Here is a 12,174-nt window from a genome sequence, read left to right as displayed (position 1 = left end):
TCCTGTGTCGTGGGTGGGGGTGCGGCCGTGTGGCCGTGTTGCTTCGGGGTTGTCCGGTCGCCTCAGCCTGCCAGCGCGGTTGTCGGGTGCCTGCGGGCCGGTGACCAGCAGCGGATGATGTCGCGGACGGACACAACGCCGACCGGGCCGTTTCCGTCGAGGACGACAAGGTGGCGGAAGCCGCCGTGCGTCATGGCCTCCGCGGCCTCTTCGAGGGTCCAGGACGGCGCGGCGAAGACGACATCGGTAGTGGTGTGCGTACCTGCGGTCTCGAAGTCGGGGTTCTGGCCGGCCCCGATCGCGATGAGGATGTCGCGTTCGGTCAGGATGCCGAGTCCGCCGGCGTCGGTGTCGAAGACGACGGCCGCCCCGACATGGCGCTCCGCCATCAGCCGGGCGGCCTGGCGGAGTGTGTGGGCGGGGCCGATGGTGAGGACCATCGTGCTCATGGCGTCACGGACGAGCATGGACGGAGCCACCTCCTTGGTGAACGGCCTACGAGAAGCGATTCACAAGTTCACAAGTGGGGGGACTCCTAGAGTGACATCCGCAGGGTGGGTCAACAAGGGGGCGCGGGAGGACGCGTCGGCCGGGAAGTTGCTCCCGTACGCCGGTTTCGGCGGCCCCCCGCCCACGGGGCACCGCCGTACCGCTGCCGTACCGCCCGTTTCTGCTGCCGTACCGCCTTGGAATCAGCCGCGCAGGTAGCCCAGCATCTCCGAATGCAGTAGGCCGTTGGAGGCCGCAGCGTTGCCGCCGTGCGGTCCCGGCACCCCGTCGAGGCTGGTGAAGACCCCGCCGGCCTCCTGAACGATGATCGTCGTCGCCGCCATGTCCCAGAGCGACAGCTCGGGCTCCGCGCAGATGTCCACCGCACCCTCGGCGACCATCATGTACGGCCAGAAGTCGCCGTACCCGCGGGTACGCCAGCAGTCACGGGTCAGATCCAGGAAGCCGTCGAGCCGGCCCTGCTCCTCCCAGCCGCTGAGCGAGGAGTACGCGAACGACGCGCTCGCGATCTCGTCGACCTTGGAGACATGCAATGGCGTCGCGGAGGTGAGACTGCGACCGGTGTACGCGCCGCCGCCCTTCGCCGCCCACCAGCGCCGGCCGAGAGCGGGCGCGGACACCACACCCATCACGGGCTGGAAGCCGTTCTCGCCCGCCTCCATGAGCGCGATCAGCGTCGCCCAGACCGGCACCCCGCGCACATAGTTCTTGGTGCCGTCGATCGGGTCGATGACCCAGCGCCGCGGGCCGGTGCCCTGTAGCCCGTACTCCTCGCCGAGGACCGCGTCACGCGGCCTGCCGCGGTGGAGGTGGCTGCGGATCAGCTCCTCGGCGGCCTTGTCGGCCTCGGTCACCGGCGTCATGTCCGGTTTGGTCTCGACCTTTAGATCCAGAGCCTTGAAACGCGCCATCGTCGTGGCGTCGGCGGCGTCCGCGAGGACATGGGCAAAGCGCAGATCATCGTGATAGTCGGGCATGACCGAACAGTATCGACCGCCCTCCGCGCGGACCACAGCGTCCCGTGGCCGAGCCTTGTCCTCCCGCCGCGCGGGCTCTTGACAGTGTCCGGTGGTGCGTCAACTCTGACACCGGAGCAAGCCGTGCGATCCGTACGGCCCGGGACCCCGACCCGGGAGGCGATCCGATGCCCACAGCACGAGGTGCCTTACTGGACGCGGCCTTCACCGCGCTCGCCGACCGGCCCTGGTCCGGGGTGCGCATGGTTGATGTCGCCTCCGCGGCCGGAGTGTCCCGGCAGACCCTCTACAACGAGTTCGGCAGCAAGGACGGCCTGGCCCGCGCCCTGGTGCTGCGGGAGGCCGACGCGTATCTGGCGGGCGTGGAGCGGGCGCTGGCCGAGCGGCCGGGCGATCTCCGCGACCGGCTGCTGGCCGTCGCCGAGTGGACCGCGGGGGCGGCCCGCGCCAATCCGCTCGTACGCGCCCTCCTCACCGGCTGCTGGGGCGAGCGGCTGCACGCACCCCACCCGGCCGCCGGAGCGCGCACCCGCCAACCGCCGTCACCCGTGCCCGCCCAGCGGCGCGCCGACGCGGGCACACCCGCGCCCGTCGACCTGATCGCGGCGGTGCGGGACAAGACGGTGGCGGCGCTGGAGCGGGGGCGTACGGCCCCGAAGGATTCGCAGGCTTCGAGGACTGTGAGGGAGCGAGATCCGAGGGATCCGAAGGATTCGCGGGCTTCGAAGGAGGAGGCCGGGGAGCTCGCGTACCGCTGTGAGCTGACCGTGCGGCTCGCACTCTCCTACGTCGTCGCGCCCGCAAGCTCCCGGGAGGAACTCGGGCGGCTGATCGGGGCCGCCCTCGCCGGCGGCGCCGGGGTCAGTGGGACGAGCCCGAGAGCTGCAGGCCGATGACGCCGATGACCACCAGGGAGATCGAGACGAGCTTGAGCGTCGAGACCACGTCACCGAGGAAGACCATGCCGTAGATCGCGGTGCCCGCCGCGCCGATGCCCGTCCATACGGCGTACGCGGGTCCCACATCGAGCTTCCGCAGCGCGAGCGTGAGCAGACCGAAACTGCCCAGCGCGAACGCGGCGAAGGCGACCGTCGGCCAGAGTCTGGTGAAGCCGTGCGAGAGCTTGAGGCACACCGCGAAACCCGTTTCGAGGAGCCCTGCCACCACTACCAGCAGCCACGCCATGGTCTGTGCCTCCCGCATCGGTCCGCATCGGTGACTGCTTCGTCGCTCTTGGTGCGAGTATGCACTTACCAGCGTCAGCGGGCGGCAAACGTGCCGGGCACCCCTGGATCAGTCGCCTTCCCGCCGTTCCCGCGTGGCGAGCAGCCGCCGCAGCGAGTCGAGCCGGATCGGGTCGGCGTGGCCATCGGCCACCCACCGGTCCAGCGCGCACTCCGGCTCGTCGTGGGTGCACCCGCGCGGACAGTCGGCCGTACCTGGCTCCAGGTCGGGGAAGGCGAGGATGACGCGCGACGGATCCACATGGTGCAGCCCGAAGGAACGCACACCCGGTGTGTCGATCACCCAGCCGTGGCCGCCCGACAGGGGCAGCGCGAGCACCGAAGTGGTGGTGTGCCGGCCGCGGCCGGTGACGGCGTTGACATGGCCGGTCGTACGCCACTGCTCCTCCGGCACCAGCGCGTTGACCAGGGTCGTCTTTCCGACACCCGAGTGCCCGACGAAGGCCGTGACATGGTCGTCGAGATGCTTGCGCACCAGCTCGGTCGCGGCGCCGCTCTGCAGCTCCTCGCGGCTGGTCACCAGGTACGGGATGCCGAGCGGACGGTATGTGTCGAGCAGCTGCTCCGCGGAGGCCAGGTCGGATTTGGTCAGCACCAGGAGGGGGGAGAGCCCGGCGTCGTACGCCGCGACCAGACAGCGGTCGATCATGCGCGGGCGCGGCTCGGGGTCCGCGAGCGCGGTGACGATCGCCAGCTGATCGGCGTTGGCGACGACGACACGCTCGTACGGATCGTCGTCGTCGGCGGTACGGCGCAGCACCGAGACGCGCGGCTTGACCCGGATGATGCGGGCCAGGGTGTCCTTGTCGCCCGTGAGGTCGCCGACGATGCCGACGCGGTCACCGACCACCACGGACTTGCGGCCCAGTTCGCGGGCCTTCATCGCGATGACGGTACGGACCTCGACGAGGCAGGTGACGCGGCCCCGGTCGACCGTCAGGACGAAGCCCTCGACGGCGTCCTCGTGCGCGGGGCGGGTGTGTGTGCGCGGCCGGTTGCCCTTGCGGTTGGGGCGGATCCGGATGTCGTCCTCATCGGGGTTCTTCCCGTAACGGCGCATGTCCTCAGGCCCCGAGCATTCCGGTCCACATCTGCGGAAAGTCCGGCAGCGTCTTGGCGGTGGTACCGACGTTCTCGATCTGTACGTCCTTCACGGCGAGGCCGATGATCGCGCCTGCGGTCGCCATCCGGTGGTCGTGGTACGTGTGGAAGATCCCACCGTGCAGCTTGCGCGGCCTGATGCGCAGGCCGTCCTTGGTCTCGGTGACGTCGCCGCCGAGCCCGTTGATCTCCTTGGTGAGGGCGGCGAGGCGGTCGGTCTCGTGCAGCCGCAGATGCGCGACTCCGCGCAGGACGGACTCGGACTCGGCCAGGGCCGCGACCGCCGCGATGCCAGGGGTGAGCTCGCCGACGTCACTCAGATCGACGTCGATGCCCCGGACCGTGCCGGTGCCGGTGAAGGTCAGCCCCAGCTCGGTCAGCTCGTACGAGCCACCCATCGCGGTGAAGATCTCGCGCAGCGCGTCGCCCGGCTGGGTGGTGTGCTCGGGCCAGTCCGGGATGGTCACGCGGCCACCGGTGATCAGGGCGGCGGCGAGGAACGGCTGGGCGTTGGAGAGGTCGGGCTCGACGGTGAGGTCGCGGCCGAGCATGGCGCTGGGGGCGACCCGCCAGACGTTCGGCTCGCCGCCGGACTCCGGGCTGTCCACCTGGGCGCCGACCGCGCGCAGCATGTCGACGGTCATCAGGATGTGCGGGAGGGAGGGGAGGGTGGCGCCGGTGTGACGTACCTCCACGCCCTGGTTGAAGCGCGGGGCGGAGAGAAGGAGCGCGCTGACGAACTGCGAGGAGGAGGACGCGTCGATGGACACCGGGCCACCGTCGAGCGCGCCGCCACCGTGCACGGTCAGCGGGAGCGCGCCGCGGCCGTCGTCGTCGATGCGGGCACCGAGGGTGCGCAGCGCCTCGATGACGGCGCCGAGGGGGCGCTCGTACGACCGGGGGTCGCCGTCGAAGTGGATGGGGCCGTCGGCGAGCGCCGCGACAGGGGGCAGGAAGCGCATCACCGTGCCGGCGTTGCCGACATCGATCGTGGCCGGGCCGTGCAGGCCCGCCGGGATGACCCGCCATGCCTCGCCGGAGCCGTCGGGGCCGACGCCCTCCTCGATGCCGACGCCGGTCGCGCGCAGCGCATCCGCCATCAGCAGGGTGTCGCGCGAGCGCAGCGGGCGGCGCAGCCAGCCCGGCTCGGCGGCGAGGGCGGCCAGGACCAGACCACGGTTGGTGACCGATTTCGAGCCGGGCACGGTGACGGTCGCGTCGACGGCCACGCTCGTGTGGGGGGCGGGCCAGAGGGCGGGGTGCACGGGGCTTTCGGTCATGGCCCCTACTTTAGTGGCTTCCGGCGGACCCAGATCTTGATCAAATACGCGGAAACCGGGGCGTAACCCGGTAGTGCTAGAGGCGCTGAACCCCGCTAGAGGCCGAGAAGCCAGCGGCCGCCGCCGAGGAGCGCGCAGATCGACACGGTGTGGAAGAGGAACAGCCACATCATGGGCGGAACGTGCGTCAGCCGCGACAGCTGATCGGCATCCGAATCGGGGGCCCCGCCGTGCCGGCGCTTGGACTGGAGCTCGAAGGCGGGGCGTACGCCGCCGAGCAGCAGGAACCAGACCGAGGCGTACGCGAATGCCGCCTGCACCTCCGGGGTGGTCAGCCAGGAGATCAGCAGGAACGCGGCGCCCGTGACGATCACGGTGAGCGCGCCGTACGCGTTGCGGATCATCACCAGCATGGCGATGAGCAGGGCGGTCGCGACCCACAGGAGGAGCGTGATGTGGTTCGCGGCGAGCAGCCAGGCCCCGCCCAGGCCGAGCAGCGACGGCGCGGTGTAGCCGGCGGCGGCGGTGAGGATCATTCCGATGCCGGTCGGCTTGCCGCGGCTGACGGTGAGCCCGGAAGTGTCCGAGTGCAGCCGGATCCCGTCGAGGCTGCGCCCGGTGAGCAGAGCGACCAGACCGTGACCGCCCTCGTGGGCGATGGTGACGGCGTTGCGGGTCAGCCGCCAGAGGGGGCGCGGAGTGACGGTGACGAGCGCGACCAGGGCGGTCACGATCACGAGCCACTGGTCGGGGTCGGGCTGGGTGCCGAAGACGCGGTCCCACAGGTCGCCGAGATGGGTGCTGTCCATGGTGCGGGCGGCTCCTTGGGGCTTGGCGGTGGTCTTGGCGGGCACGGCGGTCTTAGTGGCCGGGCCGGCCGGCCATCCTTGGCCGGTTCGGCGATCGGGGCAGTCTGGCACCTCGGTGCGGATGCTGGCTAAGACGCGGGGGAGGGCCGCATCGTTCCCGGGGGCGAAGGTGTGCGGCGGATGTCATACACCGCGTGATCGTCTCCGGGCGACCGTTCACCCACCGTGGGTCAGACCCATCGAAGGGAGTGCGCAATGGCGTCGCACAGATCACCCATCGGGCTTGTCGTGCTGCTCATGGGGGTGGCGAAGGCGAGCACCAGGTAGCCCATGTCGCCGGGCATCTGCACATGAAAGTCCAGGTTGGTTTCGGTGACGGCCCGGACCGCCTCGCCCGCCGGCAGTTCGACGACATCGAACTCGGTGTCCTGCCGCCCGCTGCGCTGCGCCATCGTCCGAGCGAACTGTTGTGGCGGCGGCGTCAGCCCGCGGGGGGCGGGCACCAGTGAGACCAGCAAGGAGGCCGGCATGGCAGCGTCACCGGGGGATTCGGTCTTGAGGTAGTACTCCAACGCCCCATGTGCGACGCCGTTTTCGGCGGTGTTGCGCAGCGTTGCCCAGATGCCTCGTGTGATCTCCGTCGTAACGTGGCTGTCCGCGGACTCCCGGTCCACGAAGGTCTTCAGCTGGTGACGCCAGCGCTCCCGCGTGAGGTCGATGCGGAACCAGTCACGGGGAACAAGGAGCCGGTAGTCGGAGGGAGGCGCCGCCGCGCTCATTCGCCCGATCCGGTAGTGAGCAGTGTCGAACCGTCGAAGTCGAAGAGACGGATACTGCTCGCGATGCCGTGAGGAGTAGGGCAGCGGTTGCTGTGAGTGCGACAGCAACGGGCAAAGAGCGGCGGTTCACGGTTGACTCCCGGTGGGGCGAAAGTTGTCTCAGGTGACTCGACGCTATCTGTCGTACGTGTCGTTTCACCAGAGCGAACTCCCTTGCCTGGGCGACGAAACTGCCCTATTGGGGAGGAACTGCTGAGCGGCGCACGGTGGCGGGGAGACGACCACCATGGGGCGCCTTCAGCCCTGCTCGGACCCGGTGAGCGGATCGAGGTCGACGAACCGGACCTGCCGCGGGGCGGATCTACGGCTCACTGCGTGCTTTTCCAGACGTCGCCGGTCAGCCCGTCACCGGCTGTGCCGTCCCACTCGTCCTGTTCGGCGGTGTACGCGGCCCACGCTTCGGGGTCGTTCTTGAGGCGGTCGTACGCCGCGAGGATCTGCGCCTTGTGGTGTTGCAGGAGCAGCACTTCGAGGGCCGTGTCCAAGGTGACGCCACCCAGGTCCTCAGTAGCTACCCGGGCCAGGCGGTCACGGATGTCGGTTCTCACTCGTATCGTCGCCATCGCCATACTTTTCAGTATTCCTGGAAGTAGCCCACGCGGGTATGCGTTCGCTACTTCTTGATCTTCCAGGCGCTGGCACCGAGAACCCTTGCGTTCGCATTGGGTGCTGAAGCCGGGGCGTGGTCAGTTCAAGGTGCCCGAGACTCCGGGCTTGTTGGCTTTGATGGCTCGTATGAGTCCCTTGAGGCGTGTGGGGTTGGTGGAGATGATCTCCGCCGGGTTGTCGCTCTCGCGGAGGCGGATCGTTCCGTCAGGGGCGACCGCGAGGTTGAGACAGTTGCCGGATTCGTCGCCGCTGAACGAGGATTTCTGCCAGGTCAGTTGGTACATGCTGGGCCTTTCTAAAGGTCGTAGAGCAGATGCTGGACCAGTGCCAGCGAATCCTTCGCTGCATGGGTCTCGGGAGCCGCAGACGGGTCGATCGGCGGTAGGGCGGAGCCCTTCAAACGGTCGAAGAGTGTGCGGTATTGGGTCAGGTGCGCTTCGGACTCACGGTAGATCGGCTCGGCCGGATGCTCCAGCACGACGGTGCTGAGTTCAGGTACGGGCGGTGCGACGTGCAGGAACGGGGTGCTGACACCGGCGTATGTCCTGGCGCGGAACGGGAAGATCTGGATCTCGACGTTGGGTAGCTTCGCCAGTTCGATGAGGTGGAGCACTTGTGCGCGCATGACGTCGGGGCCTCCGAAGTGCATACGCAGCGCTGCCTCGTGAATGACCGCGTGTACTGACGGGGCGTCCTCGCCGGTGAGGATCTTCTGCCGGTCCAAGCGAAAACGGATGGCGTCCTCGATGGTGGCGTGCACCGGCTGCACCGCATCGAAGATGGTGCGGACGTAGTCCTCGGTCTGGAAGAGGCCTGGGATGACGAGGGGTTCGTAAGAGTGGAGAGAGGCTGCCCCGGCCTCCATCTCGGCCAGGTTGAGCGCCCACTTGGTGACGCGTCCGCGATAGGAGGTCCACCAGCCCTTGCCGGTGGACTCGGACATGGCGACGAGGGAAGCGATGTATGGGCCAGAATTGCACCTGTAGAGCCCGCAGAGAGTGTGCAGTCGCTCGGTGGTGATGGCGGTGCGACCGGCCTCGATGTGGCTCAGGAAGGGAGCTTTCATCCCGGCTGTGGCGGATGCGGTAGCGGTAGTGATGCTGGCGTGCTCTCGCAACCTGCGCAGCTCGGAGCCGAGTCGGCGCTGTCGTTCGGTGACGCTCGTTCGCAGGGCCAACTCGGGTTCTCCCCTTAGGTGTTGCGCCCAGTCTGTCTTTGGCGCGAAGTGGCATCCACTCTTTCGAGAGAATGGGTTGCAATCCTAACCCCTTCTTCCTTACCGTGAGTGTCGAGTACATCACGCAAGCGAGCTTCGGGATGTCGGAAGCGCACCGTTCTTCGGCCTGCCCGGAGTGCGGCATTGCCACCGCTCGTCGTTCGCTTCGTGCCGTGAAGTCCCGTACTGGGATGGAGATTCGTGTGACTGTTGACGAGTGGGAGTACAGCATCCAGATCCCTCACGACCCGCTGGGCGTCGGGGTCGCGCGTGGTGCCCTGCGGCTGATGCTCAGAGCCCATGGGCTCGACGAACTGCTCATGACCGCCGAGCTGTTGGCGTCGGAGCTTGTGACGAATGCCCATGAGCACTCGACCGGGCCCGCCTCCCTCCGTGTGAAGTGGGCGCACAAGACACTGCGGCTGACTGTCTGGGACACCAACCCCGAGCCGCCCCGGCCTGTCGAAGCAGTGGGGGACGGTGCGGACAGTGAGAGCGGGCGCGGGCTGTGGATCGTGCATGAGCTGGCCGACCGGTGGGGTCATTACAGCCTGCGTGAGGGGTTGCTCGGGGCGGGCGGGAAGCTTGTGTGGTGTGAGATTGCCGGGCCGTGATGGTGCGGCCCATTGGCCGTGGCTCGCCGTTGGTGTGGCCGGTCGGGCAGCATGGGTGGGGAGTGGAGTAGCAGTCCGGGAGGGATGGGACGCATGTGTGGACGGTTTGCGGCCAGTCGGGGGCCCGAGGATCTGGTGGGGCTCTTCGGGGTGGAGAGGTGGGATCCCACGGAGGCGCTCGCGTCCGACTGGAATGTGGCTCCCACCAAAGAGGTTCAGGTGGTGCTGGAGCGCCCGGTCAAGGACGCGGACGACCAGCGTCCCGTGCGGCAGCTGCGGAAGCTGAAGTGGGGGCTCGTACCGTCGTGGGCGAAGTCGCCCGAGGGCGGCGCGCGGATGATCAACGCGCGGGCCGAGACGGTGCACGAGAAGCCGTCGTTCCGGCGGCCGTTCGCCTCGCGGCGCTGCATCGTTCCCGCTGATGGGTACTACGAGTGGGTCACGGGGGCGGGAGAGCGGGAGCTTGAGGTGGAGGGGAAGAAGAAGCGGGCCCGGAAGCAGCCGTACTTCGTGACCCCTGCGGACGGGTCCGTGATGGCCATGGCCGGGCTGTACGAGTTCTGGCGCGACCGGACCCTGCCCGACGACCATCCGCAGGCCTGGTGGGCGACCTGCTCGGTGATCACCACCGAGGCGGAGACCTCACCGCTGGCGGTGGCGCCGGCCGAGGGGCCCGGGTCGCTGGCCGACATCCATCCCCGGATGCCGCTGATGCTGCTGCCGGACCGGTGGGACGCGTGGCTGGACCCGGACAGGACGGACGCGGAGGACGTACGGGCGCTGCTGGCGCCGCCGCCGGGCGGGCTGATGCGGGCGTACCCGGTGGGGACGGCCGTGAGCAACGTACGGAACAACGGTCCTGAGCTGTTGGACGAGCTGGCCGGGCCGGAAGTCGGCACGTTGTTCTGAGAGGCGCGGGACGGGAGAGAGGGGCCCGCGCGGCAGGATGTGGGGGTGACAGCTAGTGAGTTGGTTCAGACCCCCGCGGGCGACGCCCGCATCACCTGGGTGGCCGCCCGGCAGGCGCGGCTCGTGCTGGCCGTCAGCCACGGTGCCGGGGGAGGGATCGAGGCCCGGGATCTGGTCGCCCTGGCCGGTGCGCTGCCCGCGCACGGCGTGAGCGTGGCCCTAGTCGAGCAGCCCTGGCGGGTGGCAGGCAAGCGGCTCGCTCCCGCGCCCAAGACCCTGGACGCCGGGTGGCGCGGACTGTGGCCGGCGCTGGCGAAGGCCGGGCTGCCGGTGATCGCCGGCGGGCGCAGCGCGGGGGCGCGCGTCGCTTGCCGGACGGCGCGCGAGCTGGGGGCGTGCGCCGTGCTGGCGCTCAGCTTTCCGCTGCACCCTCCGGGCAGGCCGGAGAAGTCCCGGGCGGCCGAACTCCTGGGCGCCGGGGTACCCACGTTGGTCGTACAGGGCGGGAACGATCCTTTCGGGAAGCCCGCCGAGTTCCCGGAGGGGGACCACCGGCTCCTGGAGGTGCCGTACGGGGATCACGGATTTGCCGTACCGAAGAGGGCCGAGGGGGGTCAGGAGCGGGCCCTGGAAGTGCTGACCGACGGTGTGGGGAGCTGGATCGATGGGCTTCGGGAATGTTGAACCAGGGATCGCTGTTGTTCGGGTCGTCGACATACGCAGCACTTATGTGGAGAGGAAGTCCGTCGCATGGGTTCGACCATCTGCCCTAGCCGCTCGCACGCCGCTGACCTGGAGTGGACGGTGCTGACCGCGGCCAAGACCGTCCCTCGTCGGGCGGCGGACGGGACGGATCGTCGTCTATCCTCCGATTCGAGTGGGTCCGCATTCGGGCTCACCACGGCGTTGGAGGAGGTGGGTCCGGTCACTGGGACCGACACAGGGACCGACGACGGCCAGGCGGCAGAGGACAGCGCGCAGGAGAGCACCGCCGAGCGCAACGCGCGCTTCGAGCGGGACGCCCTGGGCTTCCTCGACCAGATGTACTCGGCTGCCCTGCGTATGACACGTAATCCGGCCGACGCAGAGGACCTGGTGCAGGAGACGTACGCGAAGGCGTACGGGTCCTTCCACCAGTTCCGTGAAGGTACGAATCTGAAGGCGTGGCTTTACCGCATTCTGACGAACACTTTCATCAACACGTACCGCAAGAAGCAGCGGGAGCCGCAGCGCAGTGGCGCCGAGGAGATCGAGGACTGGCAGCTCGCGCGCGCCGAGTCGCACATGTCGACGGGCCTGCGTTCCGCGGAGTCGCAGGCGCTCGACCACCTCCCCGACTCGGACGTCAAGTCCGCGCTGCAGGCGATCCCCGAGGAGTTCCGCATCGCGGTCTATCTCGCGGATGTTGAGGGCTTTGCGTACAAGGAGATCGCGGACATCATGGGAACACCCATCGGTACGGTGATGTCCCGGCTGCACCGGGGCCGCCGTCAACTGCGCGGCATGCTTGAGGACTACGCGCGTGACCGCGGGCTGGTCCCCGCGGGCGCCGGGGAGTCGCGCGATCGGAAAGGCTCGGGGTCATGAGCTGCGGAAAGCCGCACGAGACTGATTGCTCCGAGGTCCTGGACCATCTTTACGAGTTCCTCGACCGCGAGATGCCCGACAGCGACTGCACCAAGTTCGAGGTGCACTTCGAGGAGTGCTCCCCGTGCCTGGAGAAGTACGGCCTGGAGCAGGCCGTGAAGAAGCTGGTGAAGCGCTGCTGCGGCAGTGACGACGTACCGTCCGACCTGCGGTCGAAGGTCATGGGGCGGATCGATCTGATCCGCTCAGGGCAGGCGGTGCCCGAGCAGGACGTGACGCTCACGAACGCCGCGGACCAGCCGATCGCCAAAGAGGCGTAGGGCCCGCTCCCAGGGGTGCCCGACGGGCGCCCCCGGACATCCTGTAGCTCCTCCTGGCCCCTCTCGGGGCGAGAAGTCGGCCGGTTGTCACTCGATGGTGCTAATCGGCTGCTTCATTCTCTCCAGCTCCCCTCAACTCGCTAGCCTGACGCACGGATT

The 12,174-nt window shown here is 68.9% G+C and carries 16 protein-coding genes and 1 pseudogene; 6 read left to right on the top strand and 11 right to left on the bottom strand.

The annotated features are described in order from the left end of the window. Positions 1-62: 62 nt before the first annotated feature. Positions 63-467, bottom strand: a complete 405-nt coding sequence (locus ABCR94_RS10440; RefSeq protein ID WP_347118925.1) for a CBS domain-containing protein — start codon at positions 465-467, stop codon at positions 63-65. Positions 468-692: 225 nt separating this feature from the next. Further along, positions 693-1,487 carry a histidinol-phosphatase gene (gene hisN / locus ABCR94_RS10435; protein ID WP_347118924.1) on the bottom strand — a complete coding sequence of 265 codons (795 nt, stop codon included), beginning with the start codon at positions 1,485-1,487 and terminating at the stop codon, positions 693-695. A 167-nt stretch (positions 1,488-1,654) separates the two neighbouring features. On the opposite strand from hisN, the gene ABCR94_RS10430 reads away from it, so the two are divergent. Continuing rightward, entirely contained in the window at positions 1,655-2,383 is a 729-nt protein-coding gene (locus ABCR94_RS10430; RefSeq protein ID WP_347118923.1) for a TetR/AcrR family transcriptional regulator, read from the top strand. Here the strand turns inward: ABCR94_RS10430 and ABCR94_RS10425 are convergent. The 9 genes and pseudogenes from ABCR94_RS10425 to ABCR94_RS10385 all read right to left on the bottom strand — a co-directional run. Beyond that, the gene (locus ABCR94_RS10425) at positions 2,349-2,672 is read right to left on the bottom strand and encodes a DMT family transporter (protein ID WP_347118922.1); all 324 of its coding nucleotides are present in this window, start codon (positions 2,670-2,672) and stop codon (positions 2,349-2,351) included. The genes ABCR94_RS10430 and ABCR94_RS10425 overlap by 35 nt on opposite strands. 108 nt (positions 2,673-2,780) lie before the next feature. Next, positions 2,781-3,791: a ribosome small subunit-dependent GTPase A gene (gene rsgA, locus ABCR94_RS10420; protein ID WP_347118921.1), complete on the bottom strand. Its 1,011-nt coding sequence runs from the start codon at positions 3,789-3,791 to the stop codon at positions 2,781-2,783. A 4-nt stretch (positions 3,792-3,795) separates the two neighbouring features. Next, on the bottom strand, positions 3,796-5,112 hold the full coding sequence (aroA, locus tag ABCR94_RS10415) for a 3-phosphoshikimate 1-carboxyvinyltransferase (protein WP_347118920.1): 1,317 nt from the start codon (positions 5,110-5,112) through the stop codon (positions 3,796-3,798). Positions 5,113-5,207: 95 nt separating this feature from the next. Then, positions 5,208-5,921: a M50 family metallopeptidase gene (locus ABCR94_RS10410; RefSeq protein WP_347118919.1), complete on the bottom strand. Its 714-nt coding sequence runs from the start codon at positions 5,919-5,921 to the stop codon at positions 5,208-5,210. Positions 5,922-6,151: 230 nt separating this feature from the next. Further along, positions 6,152-6,700 carry a hypothetical protein gene (locus ABCR94_RS10405; protein WP_347118918.1) on the bottom strand — a complete coding sequence of 183 codons (549 nt, stop codon included), beginning with the start codon at positions 6,698-6,700 and terminating at the stop codon, positions 6,152-6,154. Positions 6,701-7,068: 368 nt separating this feature from the next. Then, positions 7,069-7,323: a hypothetical protein gene (locus ABCR94_RS10400; protein WP_347118917.1), complete on the bottom strand. Its 255-nt coding sequence runs from the start codon at positions 7,321-7,323 to the stop codon at positions 7,069-7,071. A gap of 123 nt (positions 7,324-7,446) precedes the next feature. Continuing rightward, on the bottom strand, positions 7,447-7,653 hold the full coding sequence (locus ABCR94_RS10395) for a DUF397 domain-containing protein (RefSeq protein WP_347118916.1): 207 nt from the start codon (positions 7,651-7,653) through the stop codon (positions 7,447-7,449). Between the two features lie 11 nt (positions 7,654-7,664). Further along, positions 7,665-8,312, bottom strand: a complete 648-nt coding sequence (locus tag ABCR94_RS10390; RefSeq protein ID WP_347119143.1) for a DUF5753 domain-containing protein — start codon at positions 8,310-8,312, stop codon at positions 7,665-7,667. Positions 8,313-8,357: 45 nt separating this feature from the next. Next, a pseudogene (locus tag ABCR94_RS10385) lies at positions 8,358-8,546 on the bottom strand (helix-turn-helix domain-containing protein); the annotation flags it as partial. Between the two features lie 242 nt (positions 8,547-8,788). Here ABCR94_RS10385 and ABCR94_RS10380 point away from each other — a divergent pair. From ABCR94_RS10380 to rsrA, 5 genes are all read left to right on the top strand, one after another. After that, on the top strand, positions 8,789-9,199 hold the full coding sequence (locus ABCR94_RS10380; protein WP_347118915.1) for an ATP-binding protein: 411 nt from the start codon (positions 8,789-8,791) through the stop codon (positions 9,197-9,199). A gap of 93 nt (positions 9,200-9,292) precedes the next feature. Further along, positions 9,293-10,108 (top strand): SOS response-associated peptidase, encoded by an 816-nt coding sequence (locus tag ABCR94_RS10375; RefSeq protein WP_347118914.1) that lies wholly within the window; start codon positions 9,293-9,295, stop codon positions 10,106-10,108. Between the two features lie 45 nt (positions 10,109-10,153). Next, positions 10,154-10,792, top strand: a complete 639-nt coding sequence (locus ABCR94_RS10370) for an alpha/beta hydrolase family protein (protein WP_347118913.1) — start codon at positions 10,154-10,156, stop codon at positions 10,790-10,792. Between the two features lie 231 nt (positions 10,793-11,023). Further along, a complete protein-coding gene (locus ABCR94_RS10365) occupies positions 11,024-11,695 on the top strand; it encodes a sigma-70 family RNA polymerase sigma factor (protein WP_347119142.1) in 672 nt (223 codons plus the stop codon). After that, entirely contained in the window at positions 11,692-12,015 is a 324-nt protein-coding gene (gene rsrA / locus ABCR94_RS10360) for a mycothiol system anti-sigma-R factor (RefSeq protein WP_347118912.1), read from the top strand. The genes ABCR94_RS10365 and rsrA overlap by 4 nt, the downstream gene beginning before the upstream one ends. Positions 12,016-12,174: the final 159 nt, after the last annotated feature.

It is taken from the genome of Streptomyces changchenzhani (assembly GCF_039766235.1).
Taxonomy (GTDB): domain Bacteria; phylum Actinomycetota; class Actinomycetes; order Streptomycetales; family Streptomycetaceae; genus Streptomyces.
The sequence above is the reverse complement of the archived record's forward strand: the minus strand, read 5'-3'. Positions and strand labels throughout refer to the sequence as shown.

Coding starts and splice junctions, on each gene's coding strand:
- ABCR94_RS10440 (WP_347118925.1), bottom strand. CDS start 467: ATGCTCGTCCGTGACGCCATGAGCACGATGGTCCTCACCATCGGCCCC.
- hisN (WP_347118924.1), bottom strand. CDS start 1,487: ATGCCCGACTATCACGATGATCTGCGCTTTGCCCATGTCCTCGCGGAC.
- ABCR94_RS10430 (WP_347118923.1), top strand. CDS start 1,655: ATGCCCACAGCACGAGGTGCCTTACTGGACGCGGCCTTCACCGCGCTC.
- ABCR94_RS10425 (WP_347118922.1), bottom strand. CDS start 2,672: ATGGCGTGGCTGCTGGTAGTGGTGGCAGGGCTCCTCGAAACGGGTTTC.
- rsgA (WP_347118921.1), bottom strand. CDS start 3,791: ATGCGCCGTTACGGGAAGAACCCCGATGAGGACGACATCCGGATCCGC.
- aroA (WP_347118920.1), bottom strand. CDS start 5,112: ATGACCGAAAGCCCCGTGCACCCCGCCCTCTGGCCCGCCCCCCACACG.
- ABCR94_RS10410 (WP_347118919.1), bottom strand. CDS start 5,921: ATGGACAGCACCCATCTCGGCGACCTGTGGGACCGCGTCTTCGGCACC.
- ABCR94_RS10405 (WP_347118918.1), bottom strand. CDS start 6,700: ATGAGCGCGGCGGCGCCTCCCTCCGACTACCGGCTCCTTGTTCCCCGT.
- ABCR94_RS10400 (WP_347118917.1), bottom strand. CDS start 7,323: ATGGCGACGATACGAGTGAGAACCGACATCCGTGACCGCCTGGCCCGG.
- ABCR94_RS10395 (WP_347118916.1), bottom strand. CDS start 7,653: ATGTACCAACTGACCTGGCAGAAATCCTCGTTCAGCGGCGACGAATCC.
- ABCR94_RS10390 (WP_347119143.1), bottom strand. CDS start 8,312: ATGTCCGAGTCCACCGGCAAGGGCTGGTGGACCTCCTATCGCGGACGC.
- ABCR94_RS10375 (WP_347118914.1), top strand. CDS start 9,293: ATGTGTGGACGGTTTGCGGCCAGTCGGGGGCCCGAGGATCTGGTGGGG.
- rsrA (WP_347118912.1), top strand. CDS start 11,692: ATGAGCTGCGGAAAGCCGCACGAGACTGATTGCTCCGAGGTCCTGGAC.